The sequence below is a fragment of the Pseudomonas sp. URMO17WK12:I9 genome (assembly GCF_900230165.1).
Lineage (GTDB): Bacteria > Pseudomonadota > Gammaproteobacteria > Pseudomonadales > Pseudomonadaceae > Aquipseudomonas > Aquipseudomonas fulva.
Window position 1 is genome coordinate 31,155 of the sequence record NZ_OCMQ01000015.1, and the last position, 17,451, is coordinate 48,605.

Annotated in this window: 20 protein-coding genes and 1 riboswitch; of the genes, 6 read left to right on the plus strand and 14 right to left on the minus strand. The window is 61.3% G+C overall.

The window, feature by feature from the left end; genetic code table 11:
- Positions 1 to 47: 47 nt before the first annotated feature.
- The 8 genes from CRP40_RS20575 to CRP40_RS20610 all read right to left on the minus strand — a co-directional run bounded on the left by CRP40_RS20575 (position 48) and on the right by CRP40_RS20610 (position 6,709).
- Positions 48 to 1,001: a class I SAM-dependent methyltransferase gene (locus CRP40_RS20575; RefSeq protein ID WP_027915602.1), complete on the minus strand. Its 954-nt coding sequence runs from the start codon at positions 999 to 1,001 to the stop codon at positions 48 to 50.
- Entirely contained in the window at positions 1,001 to 2,347 is a 1,347-nt protein-coding gene (locus CRP40_RS20580) for an iron-containing redox enzyme family protein (RefSeq protein ID WP_027915603.1), read from the minus strand. Before CRP40_RS20580 ends, CRP40_RS20575 begins: the two co-directional genes overlap by 1 nt.
- A gap of 21 nt (positions 2,348 to 2,368) precedes the next feature.
- Positions 2,369 to 2,566, minus strand: coding sequence for a hypothetical protein (locus CRP40_RS20585; RefSeq protein ID WP_027915604.1), 198 nt, complete (start codon positions 2,564 to 2,566; stop codon positions 2,369 to 2,371).
- A 60-nt stretch (positions 2,567 to 2,626) separates the two neighbouring features.
- A complete protein-coding gene (locus CRP40_RS20590) occupies positions 2,627 to 2,800 on the minus strand; it encodes a KGG domain-containing protein (RefSeq protein ID WP_027915605.1) in 174 nt (57 codons plus the stop codon).
- Between the two features lie 146 nt (positions 2,801 to 2,946).
- Entirely contained in the window at positions 2,947 to 4,230 is a 1,284-nt protein-coding gene (locus CRP40_RS20595) for an MFS transporter (RefSeq protein ID WP_027915606.1), read from the minus strand.
- A gap of 4 nt (positions 4,231 to 4,234) precedes the next feature.
- Positions 4,235 to 5,143, minus strand: coding sequence for an aldo/keto reductase (locus CRP40_RS20600; RefSeq protein WP_027915607.1), 909 nt, complete (start codon positions 5,141 to 5,143; stop codon positions 4,235 to 4,237).
- Positions 5,144 to 5,225: 82 nt separating this feature from the next.
- A complete protein-coding gene (locus CRP40_RS20605) occupies positions 5,226 to 6,113 on the minus strand; it encodes a Dyp-type peroxidase (RefSeq protein ID WP_027915608.1) in 888 nt (295 codons plus the stop codon).
- A gap of 125 nt (positions 6,114 to 6,238) precedes the next feature.
- Positions 6,239 to 6,709 (minus strand): sterol desaturase family protein, encoded by a 471-nt coding sequence (locus CRP40_RS20610; RefSeq protein ID WP_027915609.1) that lies wholly within the window; start codon positions 6,707 to 6,709, stop codon positions 6,239 to 6,241.
- Positions 6,710 to 7,103: 394 nt separating this feature from the next.
- Here CRP40_RS20610 and CRP40_RS20615 point away from each other — a divergent pair, with 394 nt between their 5' ends.
- Positions 7,104 to 7,799, plus strand: coding sequence for an MgtC/SapB family protein (locus CRP40_RS20615; protein WP_027915610.1), 696 nt, complete (start codon positions 7,104 to 7,106; stop codon positions 7,797 to 7,799).
- 18 nt (positions 7,800 to 7,817) lie between these two features.
- Here the strand turns inward: CRP40_RS20615 and CRP40_RS20620 are convergent, their stop codons facing one another.
- Positions 7,818 to 9,398, minus strand: coding sequence for a sensor domain-containing diguanylate cyclase (locus tag CRP40_RS20620; protein WP_027915611.1), 1,581 nt, complete (start codon positions 9,396 to 9,398; stop codon positions 7,818 to 7,820).
- Positions 9,399 to 9,538: 140 nt separating this feature from the next.
- On the opposite strand from CRP40_RS20620, the gene CRP40_RS20625 reads away from it, so the two are divergent.
- Both CRP40_RS20625 and CRP40_RS20630 read left to right on the plus strand, forming a co-directional pair.
- On the plus strand, positions 9,539 to 10,039 hold the full coding sequence (locus CRP40_RS20625; RefSeq protein ID WP_027915612.1) for a DUF4142 domain-containing protein: 501 nt from the start codon (positions 9,539 to 9,541) through the stop codon (positions 10,037 to 10,039).
- 7 nt (positions 10,040 to 10,046) lie between these two features.
- Positions 10,047 to 10,316 (plus strand): hypothetical protein, encoded by a 270-nt coding sequence (locus CRP40_RS20630; protein WP_027915613.1) that lies wholly within the window; start codon positions 10,047 to 10,049, stop codon positions 10,314 to 10,316.
- A gap of 100 nt (positions 10,317 to 10,416) precedes the next feature.
- Here CRP40_RS20630 and CRP40_RS22065 read toward each other — a convergent pair whose 3' ends face one another.
- Together CRP40_RS22065 and CRP40_RS20635 are read right to left on the minus strand one after the other, a co-directional pair.
- The gene (locus CRP40_RS22065; protein ID WP_165919237.1) at positions 10,417 to 10,587 is read right to left on the minus strand and encodes a DUF6021 family protein; all 171 of its coding nucleotides are present in this window, start codon (positions 10,585 to 10,587) and stop codon (positions 10,417 to 10,419) included.
- 53 nt (positions 10,588 to 10,640) lie between these two features.
- Positions 10,641 to 11,630: a DNA-binding protein gene (locus CRP40_RS20635; RefSeq protein ID WP_027915614.1), complete on the minus strand. Its 990-nt coding sequence runs from the start codon at positions 11,628 to 11,630 to the stop codon at positions 10,641 to 10,643.
- A 258-nt stretch (positions 11,631 to 11,888) separates the two neighbouring features.
- Between CRP40_RS20635 and CRP40_RS20640 the strand changes: the two genes are divergently transcribed.
- From CRP40_RS20640 to CRP40_RS20650, 3 genes are all read left to right on the plus strand, one after another.
- Positions 11,889 to 12,494, plus strand: a complete 606-nt coding sequence (locus tag CRP40_RS20640; protein ID WP_027915615.1) for a PAS domain-containing protein — start codon at positions 11,889 to 11,891, stop codon at positions 12,492 to 12,494.
- Positions 12,495 to 12,596: 102 nt separating this feature from the next.
- Positions 12,597 to 13,592 carry a threonine/serine dehydratase gene (locus CRP40_RS20645; protein WP_033695114.1) on the plus strand — a complete coding sequence of 332 codons (996 nt, stop codon included), beginning with the start codon at positions 12,597 to 12,599 and terminating at the stop codon, positions 13,590 to 13,592.
- Positions 13,589 to 14,536 carry an ornithine cyclodeaminase family protein gene (locus tag CRP40_RS20650; protein WP_027915617.1) on the plus strand — a complete coding sequence of 316 codons (948 nt, stop codon included), beginning with the start codon at positions 13,589 to 13,591 and terminating at the stop codon, positions 14,534 to 14,536. Before CRP40_RS20645 ends, CRP40_RS20650 begins: the two co-directional genes overlap by 4 nt.
- Before the next feature lie 11 nt (positions 14,537 to 14,547).
- On the opposite strand, the gene codA is transcribed toward CRP40_RS20650, so the two are convergent.
- The 3 genes from codA to CRP40_RS20665 form a co-directional block, all read right to left on the minus strand.
- Positions 14,548 to 15,789 (minus strand): cytosine deaminase, encoded by a 1,242-nt coding sequence (gene codA / locus CRP40_RS20655; RefSeq protein WP_027915618.1) that lies wholly within the window; start codon positions 15,787 to 15,789, stop codon positions 14,548 to 14,550.
- A 139-nt stretch (positions 15,790 to 15,928) separates the two neighbouring features.
- Complete coding sequence (gene tenA, locus CRP40_RS20660; protein ID WP_027915619.1) at positions 15,929 to 16,591, minus strand: thiaminase II; 663 nt, start codon at positions 16,589 to 16,591, stop codon at positions 15,929 to 15,931.
- A complete protein-coding gene (locus tag CRP40_RS20665) occupies positions 16,588 to 17,235 on the minus strand; it encodes a TenA family protein (RefSeq protein ID WP_027915620.1) in 648 nt (215 codons plus the stop codon). Before CRP40_RS20665 ends, tenA begins: the two co-directional genes overlap by 4 nt.
- 82 nt (positions 17,236 to 17,317) lie before the next feature.
- A riboswitch (TPP riboswitch) is annotated at positions 17,318 to 17,434 on the minus strand.
- Positions 17,435 to 17,451: the final 17 nt, after the last annotated feature.

Consider the following 17,451-nt stretch of genomic DNA (forward strand, 5'->3'; position numbering starts at 1 on the left):
CTGTGCGCCCCATGGGGCACATCTGGATATCGCTCAATCCTGTACCATCACCGATTACGCGTAACCGTCAGTGCCACAGCCGCAATACGTTCGACTCGCTCATAGCCTGGCTCCAATAATTGCTCGCCGAACACGTCAGGGTCGATCTCTCGATAGACCCAGGAAAATTCAGGGCCGGCCAGTTGCTCGCGAACGCCTTCGAGCAAAGCGTCCTGCCCCTCAACGATGGCAACGCCGGTATAGAGCAACAGTGATCCCCCCACGGTCAGTCGCTTAAGGCTCTGCTCGATGATGCGACGCGACAAGTCAGCCCCAAGCGATCCTCCGCCATGACGATACGTGCGTTCCCCGTCATCAAGCATGTAGGGAGGATTGGCCACGATCAGGTCGAACTGACCCGTCACGTCCTGAAGAATATTGCTGTGTTGAACAGAGACATTACTGACGTCGGCGAGGGCTGTATTGACCGCAGTAAAACGCAATGCATTGGGATTGATGTCCACAGCGGTTACCTGTGCATGCTGCGCAGCCCGGGCGATCACCAATGCGCCCACCCCTGTGCCACAGCCGATGTCCACCGCACGCTCAATGCGCTTGAGGGTCGATTGCAGGTGATCCTGGATCACATGGGCGAAACGATAGCTGTCAGGGCCAAAGAACACCGCATCGCTGGCCTGCGTAGGGTAAGCCGAGTGCACCAGCATCACCCCGTCCAGGGTCGACCAACGGACGGTGCTGGCCAGCAGGTCTCGATGAGTGTTCACTACGCCGGCGGTTTTCATCAGGTCGAGCTCATCGTCCGACAGCATCGAGGCGGCAAACGGCCGACTCCAACCAAACACATCGCGGACGGTGCAGGCCTTCTCGGCGCCTGGCCGGGCGTTGACCAAAGCATGGGTTGCGGGTGTCACGCAGGTAAAATGATAACCATCGGCGCGAAGGCGCTTACCCAACTGGAGTAAGGCCTGGTCTGCGGCTGTCTGAGATGAATCGAGGGGCATCAGTGAGATCCTTCCTGGAGCAGGCCAGTGGCCTGTATGTAAGCCCGGGTCGCGACCAATCCTTCGGGCGTCGCATGTTTGTTGCCGGACATGGCACCGATCAGCGTATCCATGTCGTAGTCCGCAGTGCACGGCCGTCGATTACTTGACGTCTGGCCCTGCAATTGCAGGGCTGCCTCCCAGGTACCCGGTAGCACCCGGCGAATGCGCGATTGCGACCCTGCGGCGATCCAGTCGTGCCACAACTGCTTCTCGTAGGCGGTAAATACACCATACATGGGCGCGGTCGGCCCCTCGATCAGTTTCCACCAGCGGCTTTGCTCGGGAGCCTCGCCTCGGCGAATCCAGCCTTGGGCCTGCATGGCTTCAAGAAAGGCCGGCATGGCGCCCGGCTCGGCCAGCCACTGATTAATGGTGCGCTTTTGCAGACGGCAGTGGTCCGAATGCATGAACTGACCGAAATTGCGCTTGTGTTCCAGGGCCTGGAGCAGCTCTGCTTCCAAGTCGAAACGTGCGATGAGCGCAGGGGTGCTGATCCCCAGATCATTGAGCTGGTAGCCCCGACGGACGCGCTCATAAAAACCCGCCACGTCATCGGCCGGGCACAATTGGCGCAGCGCCTGGAGCGACAGATGGGCATGCCCGCTGGCGGCATTGTCAATGGTGACATGCAGCTGGAAGTAAAATCCGTCGATACCCAGCTCTGCCAATTCGTACGTTGTAATCAGCAGATGCAAAGGCGGCTGTTCATAGCCAAGGTTGTAGCCAATCACTTCGGGTAGATAGTCCTGGCCATACTCGCCGAGCGCCAATTGCAAGGATGCCTGCAAGTAGCGACCATCCTCCAGGTCCGGACGCTCCAGGCAGCCGAGCCGGCTCATCAGGCGCTGGTAGATTAATACATGGTTGCAGCGAGGATCACCGCTGCCCAGTTCTTCGAGGTACGTACGGATAAGACCGTGATAGCGTGGATCTTGCCATTCCCGCAAAGCACTGAACAGCCAGGCACCGTCTACAACCTTGGTGGGCTCAACTTGTTGCAGGAACCACAAGGCCTGGGCCCGGTTAGCAAAAAAGCGCCGCGGGCCGCCCTGCTTGCGCTGATCCAGATAGGCCTTGTAGCCCTCGGCCACACCGGCAGCGTGTTGCAAGCTCCAGGCGTCGAGTTGCGCCGGATCATCTGGCAAGTCGTCAGGCATGTCCTGAGCTTGCTCCAATTGGGCATCAAGCCAGGCCCGGCTGCTGGTGTCATGGCCCTCGAGCAAGGCGTGGTAACGGTCCTTCAGGCTGGGGGCGACAGATGGGGCTTGGACCATCGCGGCGGTCTGGCGGGTCATGACCGTCATGGCATATTCCTCGTGCGCGTATTATTGATTGGCTTTCTGCCCTGTCATCGGCTCAGGGGCTGGCGCAGAACGGGGTGCAGCGTTTTCATCGGGTTTTTGCATCTGCAAGGACGGCTTGCTGGCATCGGAATCCTTGCCGGGGTGATTATTGTCGCGGTCAAAACAACCGCCGACGATGGTCAAGGCACCAATCAGTATGATCAGTGGGAATGTGCGCATGGCAGGCTCCTTGCTCGAGTAAACGCAGTGCCAGGCGGGCCTCGCACTGCAAGGCTTCACTTATGACTTGCCGCCTTTGCGGCCCGACTCGCTGGAGTGGCCAGCGTTTGCTTGGCCCCCCTTCTTGCCGGCTTCGGAAGCCTTCTCGCGGTCATTGGCGACGTTGCCCGAATGTTTGCTACCGCCTTGGCTGCCCTGCTGGTTACCGCTACGGCTATTGTCTTTAGTGGCCATGATCTGAAACCTCTTATGACTTCGGAATGCACGGCGCCAATGCCGTACATGAATTGGGAGTCCGGACGTCCGCCAGGATTCGCATTATCGAGAAGGCTTCGGACAAACGGCTTAAACAAGGGTATGCCCAATAGTTCGCGCCCCCGTCACCGGCCTGGCGTTTTGTCCCGTCGGCCCTGCTGGCCACCTAGCCAATGACCGGTTGCGGCCCAGCAAACGGCGAGTGTCGCCCCGATCAACATGGCCACTTGTGGATGGTCCCCGATAAGGTCCAGGCCCCGCTTTATCCAGCCGCTGACCGCGTCACCGCCTCGATACACCACGGTGTCGATGAAGTTCTTGGCCTTGTATTTGTCTTCGGCGCTGACCACCGTGAACAGCATCTCGCGTCCTGGCCGTACCAGGGCGTACTCGCCGGCACGCCGTACGACCATCACGATGACGAACAAAACGAAGACAGGTGACAAAGCCAAACATACGAACCCAGCGGCCATGGCCAGGGGCACTGCCACCAGCAATACCCTCACACCCAGGCGTCGGGCGAGTCGACCGGTGAGAAACAGCTGCGTCAGAATAGCCAGTGCCTGAACGATTGCATCTATGGCGCCGAACACCTGCGTCTGGCGAGTGCGGTCGGCAAAGGTTTCACTGACGATGCGGGCCTGTTCGAAATAGAGGAATGTACTGACACTGGCCAGCAGCACGACGAACACGGCGATCCCGAGCAAATACGGCGTACGCATCACCGCCGCTGCGCCTGAAAACGGATTGCCACCCAGCGCGCGGCCTTCATGGGGGGCTTCGCGGGTCGGTAGAGGGTTAGTCGTACGCCAATGCTGCAACACCCAGGCGGCCAGTACGCTGCCCAGCAGCAGTAACGCCGCGAGCGTCAACAAGCCTGGGTGTCCAAGAGGCGCCACCAGCAGTGTGCCGAGCAGCGGCCCGCTCAGCCCGCCCAGGCTTGCCCCTGCTGCCATTACACCGAACAGGCGCTTGCCTTGCTCGGTGCTGAACAGGTCGGCAAGCACACTCCAAGCCAGTGAGATACTCAGTAGATTGAATACCGACAACCAGATATAAAACGCTCGTGCCACCCAAGGCCCGTCGGGGTGGCGTGCCAGCAACGCTGCAAAGGCGAGCAAGTTGCAGATGAAGAAGCCATAGGTCCAAGGCAGTATGTACCGGCGTCGTACACGGGAGGCCAGCCAGCCAAACACAGGCAGGCATACCACAGTGGCGATGAAGGTACCGGTGAACAGCCATTGCAGGTTTTCGACACCACCGGCAACGCCCATGGTTTCACGCACGGGCCGCAGCATGAAATAGCCCGTGAACAGCATGAAGAACAGCAGGCTGCCTGCCAGGACGGCTGGCGCCTCCCCGGGCCGCATGTCCAGCATCCGCTGCAGGCGCTGCCGCCACGTCACCATGATGTCAGGAGAACTGCTCGATGAGCGCTTGCTGCTGCGCTTGGGTAAGCAACGGGCCCTGCCCTGCCTTGAGCTGGTCCAGTTGACGGTCCAGTCGGCCAGTAGCCGGTATGACGGCGGTGACCGCCGGGTGGCTGAGGGCGAACTTCAGGAACAGCTGTGCCCAGCTACCGATGCCCTGCTCCTGTGCCCATTCTGGAAGCGCGCGGTCCTTGACCGTGGCGAACAGACGACCGTCATCGAAGGCGCGGTTGATCAGCACCGCCACACCCTTGTCACGGCACAGGGGAAGAAGCTCACGCGCAGCGCCGGGGGCATTGACCGCGTAGTTGATCTGGATGAAGTCCAGGGCCTGGCTGCGCACGATTGCGGCCACTTCATCGTGCCCAGCGTTCAGATAGTGGGTAATGCCCACATACCGCGTCTTGCCCTGTTGCTTGAGTTCACGTGCATAAGGTAACTGCTGCTGCCAGTCACGCAAGTTGTGCACCTGTAGCAGGTCCACGCTGTCCGTGCGCAGGCTGCGCAGCGTGCCGGCCCATTGGGCCTGGGCATCTGCGCGGCTGTTGGCGGCGATCTTGGTGGCAATGAAGCACTGGCGGTGCCACCCGCCTTCGTCGAGCAACTGCCCCAGGATACTGTCTGCTCCGCCATAATTGGGAGAGGTGTCGATGACCCGCCCGCCACCTGCGAAGAAGGCTTCAAGCGCTTGATACAGCTGCCGATAGTCCGCTGAGCCTGCCGCGACTTCGAAGCTGCCTGACGTGCCAGCGCCGATCACCGGCAGTCGCTCATCCGTTGACGGGATGGGGCGCGACAGCATGCTCGCCGGTGCAGCTGCGCTCAGCCAGGGACTGGCGGCCAGCAGACCGATCGCAGCGCCTGCACGTAGGACTTCCCGACGTCCATACATAGGAACTCTCCGGTAACACAGCGGAAATATCCAATGCTAGTTCTTCATAGACGCCTTGCGATCATCTTGTGTATCTGGATGTTTAACGCTCAGCCTGCAACAGCAGGCGCAGATCCACAACATCGTGCGTCATCGGCGGGCACCAGTAATAGCCTCCGGTTAGCGGGCGGGTGAACTGATACAGAGCATCGATCACACCGTCTTCCATCCCACTCATGCGGCGCAACTGGACCTCGAACGAGGTGAAAGACGTACCCAAGGCCACAAATGCCAGCCCCGCACCGCGGGTGTCAGCCCAGGAAACCGAGCGACGCACCATGAAAGCTTCGGGCGCGTAGCTTTCCTGGGCAGTACGCTTCACATGCGCTGACTCGGGCGCATCATCCAGCTCTTCGTTGTCGCTCAGGCGACGGCCGATGATGTTGTCCTGCACCTGCTGAGGCAGCGATTTGAAATACTGCATGTCGTGCTTCCACAGCTGAAATGCGGCGAAGCTCGACCCCTGCAACCCTGGCGCACCTTCACCCAGGATGGCGGCCTCGATGGCGTCATCGCCACTGGGGTTTTCCGTGCCGTCTTCGTAGCCGGTCAGATCCCGGCCGCCTTGGTGAAGGAAACCATCAACGTGATCAACCAGCGCGAACGCCGGGCTTAGAAGGCGCTCCAGCGCCTGGGCCTGCAGATACAGGTCCCCGCGTTCGTCACCCCGCAACCATAGCCACAGCGCGTGCTGGGTACTGGGGTTCTCGACCGCGGCGTCCAGCAGCGGGAACGGGGTCAGGCCTTCGACGTGAGCGTTCAGCGCTTTTGCCAACGGCGCGCCCACACCCAGTGTCACGCGCAGGCCGTCGACATGGCCCAGCAAGGCGTCTAACGCCGCAGGCACGGCCTCGGTTGACTCGATGGAAAAGAACAGGTGACGCGCGTGCACCGGCACGGGCGTGGCAAGCAGACCTTGCTGATACGACATGAAGAGCGAGTCCTGGGCTGAAAAGCGCGCATGCTACTGCGCAGACCCAGACAGTGCAATGTATGCCCGAACCGGTAGGATCGCGGGGGAACTCGCTCAGCTAAAGCGCCTGTGCGCGTGAGATCTCAGTGACCGGCGTCCCTGTTGCGCCGCAGCTCGCGCACCAGGCGCTTTAGCGGAGGTGCGTAGAAAAAACCGAACGACACACCACCCTCGCGCCCTTTGACGGCATGGTGCAACCGATGGGCGCGGTGTAAGCGCGTCAGGTAGCGCCCCACCGGGCGCATCTTGCGCGGCCAATGACGGTGAAAAAAGCCATCATGCGCAATCACGTACAGCGCGCCGTAAGCCGCCACCCCGCCTCCGACCCATTGCAATGGCGCGTGCCCGGCCTTGCCAACCGCCACCAGTGCCAGCGAAATGACCGCCAGTGCCAGCAGGTAAACGTCGTTGGTTTCAAGCACGCCCAGGTGGGGTTCGTGGTGCGAGCGATGTAGCCACCAGCCCCAGCCATGCATGATGTACTTGTGCGCCAAGGTGCCGACACCCTCCATGGCCACCAGTGTGCCAAGCAGGACGAGGATATTGAACAGCATGAATCAGCCCGCGACGGTCCGTAAAAAGCAAAAGGTTAACCATTGAACGTGGATTTTTCCATCGTACCCGCCGGCTTGTCAGGCTTTTCCGGATGAAGCCATTGTCATGTTTTTACCCTTGACCTGATCAAGGGTCGGGCTTATCGTCCGCGCCGCACTTTTGCATTCATCAACAGGAGCCCTCCATTGGACACTAGCCCCAGTCGCTTGCGACAGGCCCACGCAGCGCGCTAGCCAGTCAGTCTCCCATGCTGCCTGGCCGAGTTGCCAAGGTAGCCGATGCACAGCATCGCCCCCTCCTTTCCCGTGGTCCTTTCGCATCTCTGGTTGTTACCACCGCGCCCTCCTGAGTGATGGCGTTGAAGCGGGCCTGTGCCCGCGGAAGAGGTTTGTTATGGATTGGAACGTATTCTTGCTGCGTGTCAGCACCGCCCTGCTGCTAGGGGCCTTGATCGGCGCCGAGCGTCAACTGCGTCAGCGCTTGACTGGCCTGCGCACCAATGGCCTGGTCAGCACGGGTGCCTGCCTGTTCGTGCTGATGACCCAGACGGTCCCGGGCATGGCACCTACCGATGCCTCCCGGGTGGCGGCCTATGTGGTGTCGGGCATCGGTTTTCTGGGCGGCGGCGTCATCATGCGTGACGGCTTCAACGTGCGTGGGCTGAACACCGCCGCAACGCTATGGTGCACCGCGGCCATTGGCGTGTTGTGCAGCTTGGGGCTGCTACTCGAAGCAACCTTGGGTGCAGTGGTCGTGCTGTGCGCCAACATCTTGCTGCGCGATATTGCCCAGCGCCTCGACCGCCAGGAGGTTGTGCCTGCCACGGAGGTGGAGCAGCAGTTCGAGGTGCGTATCGTCTGTCGAGCCCAGGATGAAATTCAGGTCCGCAGCTTGATGCTGCACAGCTTCGGCGAGACTCAACTGCGCCTGCAGTCCTTGCATAGCGAGGACTTGGCAGAACCGGCCCGGCTGGAGGTGCGCGCCCAGCTACTGGGTACCTCACAGGCGCCAGCCCAGTTGGAGCGGCTGGTCAGCCGGGTCAGCTTGGAGAAAGGCGTCAGTTCGGTACGTTGGCAACTTCAGGCGTGAGGCCAGTGCCTGCCGGGGCTAGGCCGGGCTGCCCGCATCCCCATGCCGTACTTCAGGATCAGCAACCGCGTAGCGGTCCCGGCCCTGGCGCTTGGCTTCATACAGGGCCGCATCTGCCGCTTCCAATAGCTGCTGCGCACTCTGTTCACTGCGCGCGGGTTCCGCCACCGCAATACCCGCACTGAATGAAACAATCCCAAGTGGGCTGCCCGCATGCACCATCATCTCCTTGCGCAGGGCTTGCTGCAGCGACTCGACAAACGCCTTCGCTCCCCGTACATCCGTGTCGGGCAACAGCAAGGTAAATTCCTCGCCCCCGTAGCGTACCGCCAGGTCTGCCGGACGCTGGGCAGCCTGGCGCAGCAGTTCGCCAACGCGCTGCAGGCACTGATCGCCTGCCCCATGTCCGTAACGGTCGTTGTAGGCCTTGAAGTGATCCAGGTCGAGCATCACCACGCACACTGGGTACGCCTGTCGTCGGGCACGGCGCAGCTCGGCCTCGAACACCGCGTCCAACCTGCGACGATTGCCCAACCCTGTCAGGCTGTCGGTCAAGGCGAGGGTCTTGAGCGTCTGGTGTGCCTGGTGCAGGGCGCGCTCGATCACGATGCGTTCGCGCACCTGGCGCAGGACCACCCAACCGAACAACGCAAGGACCATGACCAGCACCAGTAACACGAGCAGCGATTTGATCGCGTCCTGGCGCCAGGGGGCGATGATCGACTCGCGAGAAAGGCCCGCTTCGACCACCAGTGGGTAGCTGGCCAAGGCTCGGTAGGCATACAGGCGCGGCGTGCCGTCGACAACGGCTACCGCTTCGACCAACCCCTGGGGAGCGTATGGCAGGTGGTGTTTGAAAATGTCGCTGTTGGCCAGGTTGCGTTCAAGCAGCGGCTCGACGAATGGACGCCGCACCAAAATCGTACCGTCGCGCTTGGCCAACACCAGCGCACCACGCTCGTCGATCTTGAATTCTCCGTAGTAACGCACGAACCAGTCGACCTTGATGGTGCCAAGCAGTACCCCCGCAAAACGTCCATCCGGGTAATTCAGACGCCTTGAAATAGGTACGATCAGGTCACCCGTCGAGCGGCTGCGCACCACTGCACCGATACGAATGGCGCTGTCAGGATGGTCGCGGTGATAGATGAAGTAATCACGGTCGCCATTGTTAGCAGCTGGTGGCGTTGTCGACCGGTCCGTGACGAGCCAGCGACCGTGGCTGTCGTAGATGAACAGGCCGTGAAGTTGCGGAATGATGCGTACTTGCTGGCTGAGCAGCCCATGCAGGCGCTTGCGATCCAAGTGCTCGAACCCATCGCCCTCCACCCGCTCCACCAGCGCCGCGCTGATTGAATCGACCTGGCGAATGGCGTCCTCGGCATGCTGTGCGGTGGCCTGGGCCAAATTGGTCACCATGTTCGCGGCATTGTGGAACGCGTCCCGGTAATCACGCCAGATTCGCCAGCCCTCTACGGCTGCGAACGTCGTCATGACCACCAACATGAACGCCAGCACCAGACGAAACAGGGCCACCGCTCGCCCCTGGCCCGCCAGCGCAAGGGCTGTTTCTTCGTCGGTCTGCCTGGCGCTTCGCATGCACATCCCCTGCACGTTCTTCGTCAACGCAGTTGACCACTGCCACACCCTGATGATGCAAAAAAGATGAAACCTTTGGCCTGCGCGCGCCCTCAACAGTACGCGACACTGATGTCGCGGCATCGTTTAAGGAGTGAAACATGAGCAATCTCTTCATCAAGCGCGTCGGCCTTTCCATGGTGCTGGGCATGGCTTCGGTTCACGCCTTTGCTGCTAGCTCGGACGACTTCGTAGACGCGGCTACCGAAGCCGGCATCGCAGAGATCGTGACCGGTAAGCTTGCCCTGGAAAAGAGTCAGAACGCTGAGATCAAGACCTTTGCCCAGCATATGGTGACCGACCATACCCAGGCCAACCAGGAGCTGGCAGACATCGCGAAAAAGCTGGACATCTCGGTACCCGATGACGCGGCCATTACCGACAAAGTGAAGAAAGTGATTCTGGAATGGCGTGACGAGTCCTTCGACAAGTCCTACGTGAACAATCAAGTCGATGCTCACGAGAAAACCGTCGAACTGTTCAAGAAGGAAGCCGCTTCTTCGGACAAGGCTGAGCTCAAGGCATTCGCTGCCAAGACCTTGCCTACCCTTGAAAAGCACCTGGAAGAAGCCAAGGCACTGCAAACCCATCACGGCAAGTGAGGCAAGCATGAGTAACGACGCACTGAAAAGCGAAATTTTGACTCGACTCAACCATGCTCACCCTCATGGCCTGGGCAAGGAGCTGCTGGACAACTACCGCGGTGAAAAAGCCGTTGCCGGCATGCTGAAATCGCTGCAGGACGATGGCCTGATCCACGATGGTAGCGTAAGTGTCGATGCTGATCATGAGGTGACGCTCAACTACCCGATCAAGCTCTCGGCCAAGGGTGTCGAGGCGGCCAAGCAGGCTGAAGTGGACAAACAGGCGCAAGCCTGACGTTCACCGGTAACCGCCGGCAAAGCCCGCCCTGATATGGACGCATCATGTAAAAGGCCCTGATCTTAGCGACCAGGGCCTTTTGTTTGGTACGTGTCTTTCAGGTGTTCTTCTCTACATCCCGTGGCGGTTTAGCGGGGCCTTGCGGGTCCACCTGAGGATCATCGAGGTCAGGAGAGTCAGGGTCAAAGCCAAGATCATCCGGTTTCTCGGCATCGTCAGTCGAGTGAGGCCCGTGCTGCGTGCCGTGGGTTGTGCCTTGTTCGCTCATGCGGTCTTCTCCAAATGGCTGTCTAGGGAAGAAAGCCGGTGCGCCAGAAAGTTTTATTTATCTTCGCCATCCCGTAGCTGGTCTTGACACAGGCGCAGCGACGCTTGGTTCTCGGCCAACGCCCGCTCCAGCGCTTCAAGCTTGAGCGCCTGGTCCCGACACGACGCCCTACTGTCCTCCAGCACTCTGGCCTGCACATCCAGTTGGCGGCGTAGCTCGTCGCTCCCCCCCTGGGCCTGCGCCAGCATCGTGCGCAAGCCTTGGATCTGGGCGTCGCGCTGCTCAAGCAGCTGCTCCTGAGCCCGCCGTTCGTTGCTCGCCTGGCGGTTCTCGCCCAGCAGGCGCTCGTTATCACGGTGCAGGCGAGTGAGCTCGTCTTGCTTGACGATCATGGCCTGCTGTAACTGCCGTACCTCGACCTGCATCTGCTGCAGTTGAGCCTCGTGACGACGCTGCTCGTGCTCGCGCTGCTCGCGGCTTGCCGTGCGGTAGTGCTCAAGCGCATCGCGGGCGTGCCGGTGCTTGTCTTCCAGGGATTTGACCTGCTCATCCTTATCTGCAAGGCGCACCTGCAGTTCCCCCAAGGACTGGTTGAGGCTGGCGCTGCGCAGCTGCTCAGCCTGCAGCGTACTGAGGGTGCTGCTGAGTTTCTCCGATTCCGCGCGCAAGGCGGCTGCATCGATTTCGTGCTGTTGTTCAGCCGCTGCAAGCGCTTGCTGGGCTTTCGCCAAGGCCACTTCGAGCGCTTCACGCTGCTCGGTGAACACGCTTTCAGCGCGCTCGATCACCAAGTCCGCTTCGTCTTGCAGCTGCGTCGCCAACTGCCCTACCAGGCGGCTTAGCACCTCGCTGATTGGCGCGCCGCCCTCGGAGGGCATTGGTTGCTGACCGTTGAGCTCCTTGAGGTAGCGGTGAATGGTGGTTTTCGAGCCCGTGTTGCCTAGCTCGATGCGGATGGCATCGATACTGGGGTTCTCCCCCCTTGCGATCAGTGCCTGCCTGGCCTGTTGCACAACCACCTTGTTGATCCCGCCACGTGCCATGCGCGCTCCTACGATTTCGTAATGTTGTATGTAATATGTAATTACATACTGATTTTGTTAGTTATTAGCCGGAAACACAAGACCTAGCTAACATGGAATAATCACGGCTTATCGAATGTGATATCGATTTTCAGCCCATCTTGAGCGTAATCAGCGCAGGTTGGCGTACACCCTGTGCTCGCGTGCCATACGGCGCCTTGTGCGAGCGAGCTCCCAGGGCCACCATAAGCGCTTCCTAAAAATGCACAGTGGTCCCGCATGTCGCTCGAGAACTACCAGGCCATCGCCGAAAGCATCGCCCTGCTGCTATATCCACACGCTGAAGTCGTCGTCCATGACCTGCAGACCCAGACGGTGGTGCATATCGCCAACAACATCTCCAAGCGAAGCCTGGGTGATGACTCGGCGATCGCCGAGGATCTGGACGACCTGCTCGGCGGTGCCAAGCTGGGCCCTTATGAAAAGGTGAACTGGAACGGTCAGAAGGTTCGCTCCATCAGTACGGTCTTGCGTGATGAGCAAGGTGACGCGCGGCACTTGCTGTGCATCAACCTAGACCTGTCGGTGCTTGAAAACGCCCGCCAAGCGTTGGAAGCGTTCTTTCAGATGGGACGCTTGGTCGAGCAGCCCCAGGCGCTGTTTCGTGATGACTGGCAGGAGCGCATCAATACCTTCATGCATGCCTGGCTCAAGGCGCGCACGTTGTCTCTGCAGACACTGCAGATGAAGGACAAGCGCAGTCTTGTTCAGGCTTTGCACGCCGAAGGCGCATTCGAAGGCCGAACTGGCGTGGACTATGTGGCCAATGTGCTGAACATGGGACGTGCGACGGTTTACAAATACCTGAAGGCGCTCAAGGCATGACGAATTCGATGCCGAGGCCTGCTCCGCGCTAAAAGAAGTGTTTGCAAGAATATAGACAACAGGTCTACCGTAGACGGAGATTCCATACGGAGCTTGAAACTCATGTCCAACCCTGCAACGCCAACCGTTTGCGAAACTGACCTTGATGCTCTGTTCGAGGCAATCAAGCATGCTCATGCCGCATTGCGGCCAGCCGTGAGCACAACCCCGCTGACGCGCAGCCAGCCTCTATCGGCAACGACCGGCGTGGACGTATGGCTCAAGTGCGAACACCTGCAACCCACAGGTTCCTTCAAGTTTCGCGGGGCCAGCAATAAAGTCAGGCTTTTGCCAGAAAGTGCACGTGAACACGGCGTCATCGCCGCCTCGTCCGGCAACCACGGCCAGGCGCTGGCCCTGGCCGGCAAGACCGCCGGGGTTCCGGTGACCCTCTACACCACCACGACGGCGTCCACCTATAAAGTCGAAGCCATGCGCAACCTCGGCGCTGAAGTGATCTGCCTGCCGACCGACCCCTTGAGCGCGGAACTGGAAGCGGCCAGGCAAGCCCAGGCCAAGGGTGTGCCTTTCGTATCGCCCTATAACGATCTGCAGGTGATCGCCGGCCAGGGCACCATCGGTATGGAGCTGTTCGAGCAGGCGCCGGACCTGGACGCCGTGTTCGTCGCGGTGGGGGGTGGCGGCATGATCGCCGGCATCGGCGCTGCCCTGCGTACCCTGGCACCGGGTGTCGATATCATCGGCTGCTGGCCCGAGAATGATCCAGCCCTCGAGCAGTCGCTCAAGGCCGGCAAGATCGTCGAGGTCCCTGCCAGCGCCACGCTGTCCGACGGCACGGCGGGCGGTGTCGAGCCCGGCGCCATCACCCTGCCCCTGTGCAAGGCCTTGCTCACCGACACCGTATTGGTCAGCGAAGCGCAAATACGCGCCGCCATGCGCGACATCGCCAGCAGCGAGCGCTGGATCATCGAAGGCGCGGCAGCTGTCGCCGTGGCCGCCATGAAAAAATGCGCGCACCGATACCAGGGCAAGCGTGTGGCCGTGGTGCTGTGTGGGCGTAACATCGCCTTGGATACCTTCCTCGAGGCCGTGAAATGAAGCTGATCGCCAAGCCCCAGATCCTGACGAGCCTGGACACCGAGCGAGCACTGAGGGCTATCGAAGAGGGTTTTATCGCCTATTCCGCTGGCAACGTCCAGGTACCGCCCGTGCAAGCATTCACCTTCGCCGAAACCAACGGGGATTGCTGCATCAAGTCAGCCTACAAAGCCGGCAGCCCCACGTTCACTGTCAAAGTGTCCACCGGCTTTTACGACAACCCGTCCAACGGCTTGCCGAGCAACGACGGGCTGATGATGGTCTTTTCGGCCCACACCGGCCAGCCGCTGGCCCTGCTCCAGGACCAAGGCTGGCTCACGGCGATGCGCACAGCACTGGCGGGGCGGATCGCGGCACGGCTGCTCGCGCCGTCTCAAGTCAAGGCCATCGGCATACTGGGCACAGGCATGCAGGCCAGGATGCAATTGGCGCAGTTGCGCAGCGTCACCGACTGCCGCCAGGTGATCGTCTGGGGGCGTCACTCCGAGGCACTAGGCGCTTACATCGCGATGGCGCGAGGACTTGGCTTTACCGTGCGCAGTACACTGGATGCCGCAGAACTGGCCGGCCTTGCCAATCTCATCGTTTGCACCACCCCTTCGCGCCAGCCGCTGTTGCAGGCGCACTGGATACAACCAGGCACTCACATTACCGCTGTGGGTGCGGACGGGCCTGGCAAGCAAGAGCTGGACCCTGCGCTGGTCGCCAGGGCCGACCGCGTGGTCGTCGACTCCGTCACTCAGTGCACCCAGTACGGCGAAGTGTCCCATGCGATCGCAAAAGGCCTGATCACAGCTAGCCAACTGGTCGAACTTGGAACGCTGCTGGCAAGCCGAGCCCATGGCCGGGAGTCTGATGACCAGATCACGTTGGCCGACCTGACCGGCGTCGCCATCCAGGATGCGCAGATCGCCGATTGTGTGCTGGCGGCCATCGGCGCCTGAAAGCGCCGGGTTCAAAATTCGCGCTGTACCTGCGCAGGCCGGCGCCGCATCAGTACCTTTCCATTGCGCACCGACACCAGCGCGTGGCCCTGGCTGCGCACCATCTCGTAGTCGTCCGGAGCCGAGAGCAGCAGCAGGTTCGCAGGGCGACCGGTCTCGATGCCATAGCCCTCACCCAGGTTCAAGGCGCGCGCACTGTTGTCGGTGATCAGGTCCAGGCAGCGCTGCAGGTCCTGATAGCCCAGCATGTGACAAATGTGCAGGCCCGCCTCCAGTACCCGCAGGATATTGCCGTTACCCAAGGGGTACCACGGATCGACGATCGAGTCCTGGCCGAAGCACACGTTCATGCCCGCGCGGTCGAGTTCGGCTACGCGGGTGACCCCGCGACGCTTCGGATAGGTGTCAAAGCGCCCCTGCAGATGAATACTCTCCGTGGGGCATGACACGAAGTTGATGCCTGACAGCTTCAGCAGCCGAAACAGCTTCGAGCAGTAGGCATTGTCGTACGAACCCATGGCCACGGTGTGGCTGGCAGTCACCCTTGCCCCCATCTGCCGGACCCGAGCATGTTCGGCCAGTACCTCCAGGAATCGCGACTGCGGGTCGTCGGTCTCGTCGCAGTGCACGTCCACCAGGCAGCCGGTGCGTTCTGCCAAATCCATCAGGAACTGGATCGACGACACACCCTGCTCACGGGTGTTCTCGAAATGGGGAATGCCGCCAACCACATCGGCGCCGATGGCCACCGCCTCGGTCATCAATGCGCGGCCATCAGGGTAGGATTCAATACCCTCCTGAGGAAAGGCAACGATCTGAAGGTCAACGTGATCACGCACTTCATCGCGGACCTCGACCATGGCCTTGAGTGCCACCAGGCCGGGCTCGGTAACGTCCACATGCGTGCGCACATGCTGGATCCCATGATCAACCAGCATGTCCAGGGTGGTCTTGGCCCGGGTCTTGATGTCTTCATGGGTGGTGCTCTGCTTGCGCTGGGCCCAGCGCTCGATCCCCTCGAACAACGTGCCACTCATGTTCCATTCAGGCTGCCCGGCCGTCAGGGTCGCGTCGAGGTGGATGTGGGGCTCGACGAAGGGTGGTACCACCAGGTTCTGGCCGGCATCCAGGTCAGCGCCGGCCACGGGCAGCACGCCCGCGTCCTGCGCGGTGATCGCGCCAATACGCTGGCCCGCCAGCTCGATGCGAAACAGGCCAGGTTTGCCACGCAGCCGTGCATTGATGATGTTCATGCTGTCCTTCCTCGTCCTGGATCGTATTCGAGCGCTGCGGGCCAGTCGCGGCGTTCATCCGCACCCAGCCCTTGTGCACCACAGCTTGCCAGCCAATGGCGCACGGAGCCAGTGGCGATCCAGGCATGGGGCTGCCCCGTCACGCCATGTCCAGACCCATCTGCCAGAAATCGGCCTCGAGCCGCGAAGCTTGGCCAAAGATCGCGGCCAGTTCGGCAAACCGCTGATCCGTCATGCTGCGGGCCGCCAATGAATCCAGATGGGTGCGTGCAGCTGCTGCGACGGCCTGGTAGCCGGCACCGGCGTATTCGCCGATCCACTCGCGATAGGGGTGCTCGGCCAGGTTGCCGATACGTGCGGCCAGGGACTGCCCGATCTCGGCGTAGCCGATTACACAGGGCGCCAGCGCCACGTGCAGCTCCAGCAAGTCGCCAGCAGCACCGCAGTCCAGTACATACCGCGTGTAGGCCACGGTGGCCGGATGCTCGGGGGCGGCCTCGATGTCAGCCTGGCTCAGGCCCCAGCGTGAGCACAAACGCACGTGCAAGTCGGTTTCGTCGAGAATCGCTGCGAGCCCCGCCTGAGCGGCACGGATATCGGCAGGCCGCCTGCTTTTGTAAGCCGCCAGCGCCCAGGCGCGGGCAAACTGAATGAGGAAGAGATAGTCCTGCACCAGATAGGCCCGAAACGCGGCTTCACTCAACGTACCATCGCCCATCTGCTGCACGAATGCATGGTCCACGTAACTGTGCCACTGCGGTGCAGCGGCCTGCTTGAGCCGATCGAAAATGTCCATGTTCATTGAGCCTCCGGGTAGATGGCGTCGAAGAAGGCCAGCTCCAACGCCACGGTGCGCTGGTGAAAGTCTTGCGCCACGGCGGCCTGCTGAGGGCCGACGCGATCCAGTTCGGCGTGCAGGAACGCCACGAAAGCCTGGAAATCCGCATTGTCGTGCAGGGTAATCCATTCGGCGTGGATGAAGCGCGGCGGCAGGGGCTTGGGCGCGCGCAGCGCCCAGTCCAGGTAAAGGCCTTCGGCGACGTTCAGCACTGCCAGCGCTGCGGCATACGAGCGGGTGGCGGCCGCTTCGCGCATGATGGCCTTGAAGGCCGCCGTGGGCACCGTGTCCATCGGCGCTTCACGCTGCGCCGGGCTGACACCCAGCGCCTGGAACGCCCGCAGAAAGTAGGTGTTCTCCTCGCTGCTGATCATGCCCGCGAATCGCCCCAAGCGCAGGCGCGCCTCGAAGGTGTCGGCACTGGCAATGGCGGCGCCCAGCAGCATCAGGAAGCTGTCCAGAAAGCGATGATCCTGGACCAGGTAGTCGATCATGATCGGGTCAGGCAGGCTGCCGTCACACAGTTGAGTCACGAAACGATGGCCCGTGGCGGCGGCCCATGTCGCCTCGCTCTGGCGGCGCAGGGTCTGGGTGAAACCTTCGGTCATGGCGCTGTCCTTGGTGGAGGTGGCAGCGAGACCTGGACAATCGTCATGAATGGGGTCTCGCCTTGAGACCGGCAGAAAGGCAGGTGGAATTGCACCCCATCCCTTCGCCGGCATTATCCGGATCAGGTTCGAAGGGTCACCGCGCTGCACCAGGCTCAGCGGTTTCTCAGCCCGTTATCGGGCTCCCCTTGGTAGCGGCAAGGTATACCCGACTTG

Excerpts from the sequence above, each read along its gene's own strand:
- CRP40_RS20575 (WP_027915602.1), bottom strand. The coding sequence starts at position 1,001 with ATGCCCCTCGATTCATCTCAGACAGCCGCAGACCAGGCCTTACTCCAG.
- CRP40_RS20580 (WP_027915603.1), bottom strand. The coding sequence starts at position 2,347 with ATGACGGTCATGACCCGCCAGACCGCCGCGATGGTCCAAGCCCCATCT.
- CRP40_RS20585 (WP_027915604.1), bottom strand. The coding sequence starts at position 2,566 with ATGCGCACATTCCCACTGATCATACTGATTGGTGCCTTGACCATCGTC.
- CRP40_RS20590 (WP_027915605.1), bottom strand. The coding sequence starts at position 2,800 with ATGGCCACTAAAGACAATAGCCGTAGCGGTAACCAGCAGGGCAGCCAA.
- CRP40_RS20595 (WP_027915606.1), bottom strand. The coding sequence starts at position 4,230 with ATGGTGACGTGGCGGCAGCGCCTGCAGCGGATGCTGGACATGCGGCCC.
- CRP40_RS20600 (WP_027915607.1), bottom strand. The coding sequence starts at position 5,143 with ATGTATGGACGTCGGGAAGTCCTACGTGCAGGCGCTGCGATCGGTCTG.
- CRP40_RS20605 (WP_027915608.1), bottom strand. The coding sequence starts at position 6,113 with ATGTCGTATCAGCAAGGTCTGCTTGCCACGCCCGTGCCGGTGCACGCG.
- CRP40_RS20610 (WP_027915609.1), bottom strand. The coding sequence starts at position 6,709 with ATGCTGTTCAATATCCTCGTCCTGCTTGGCACACTGGTGGCCATGGAG.
- CRP40_RS20615 (WP_027915610.1), top strand. The coding sequence starts at position 7,104 with ATGGATTGGAACGTATTCTTGCTGCGTGTCAGCACCGCCCTGCTGCTA.
- CRP40_RS20620 (WP_027915611.1), bottom strand. The coding sequence starts at position 9,398 with ATGCGAAGCGCCAGGCAGACCGACGAAGAAACAGCCCTTGCGCTGGCG.
- CRP40_RS20625 (WP_027915612.1), top strand. The coding sequence starts at position 9,539 with ATGAGCAATCTCTTCATCAAGCGCGTCGGCCTTTCCATGGTGCTGGGC.
- CRP40_RS20630 (WP_027915613.1), top strand. The coding sequence starts at position 10,047 with ATGAGTAACGACGCACTGAAAAGCGAAATTTTGACTCGACTCAACCAT.
- CRP40_RS22065 (WP_165919237.1), bottom strand. The coding sequence starts at position 10,587 with ATGAGCGAACAAGGCACAACCCACGGCACGCAGCACGGGCCTCACTCG.
- CRP40_RS20635 (WP_027915614.1), bottom strand. The coding sequence starts at position 11,630 with ATGGCACGTGGCGGGATCAACAAGGTGGTTGTGCAACAGGCCAGGCAG.
- CRP40_RS20640 (WP_027915615.1), top strand. The coding sequence starts at position 11,889 with ATGTCGCTCGAGAACTACCAGGCCATCGCCGAAAGCATCGCCCTGCTG.
- CRP40_RS20645 (WP_033695114.1), top strand. The coding sequence starts at position 12,597 with ATGTCCAACCCTGCAACGCCAACCGTTTGCGAAACTGACCTTGATGCT.
- CRP40_RS20650 (WP_027915617.1), top strand. The coding sequence starts at position 13,589 with ATGAAGCTGATCGCCAAGCCCCAGATCCTGACGAGCCTGGACACCGAG.
- codA (WP_027915618.1), bottom strand. The coding sequence starts at position 15,789 with ATGAACATCATCAATGCACGGCTGCGTGGCAAACCTGGCCTGTTTCGC.
- tenA (WP_027915619.1), bottom strand. The coding sequence starts at position 16,591 with ATGAACATGGACATTTTCGATCGGCTCAAGCAGGCCGCTGCACCGCAG.
- CRP40_RS20665 (WP_027915620.1), bottom strand. The coding sequence starts at position 17,235 with ATGACCGAAGGTTTCACCCAGACCCTGCGCCGCCAGAGCGAGGCGACA.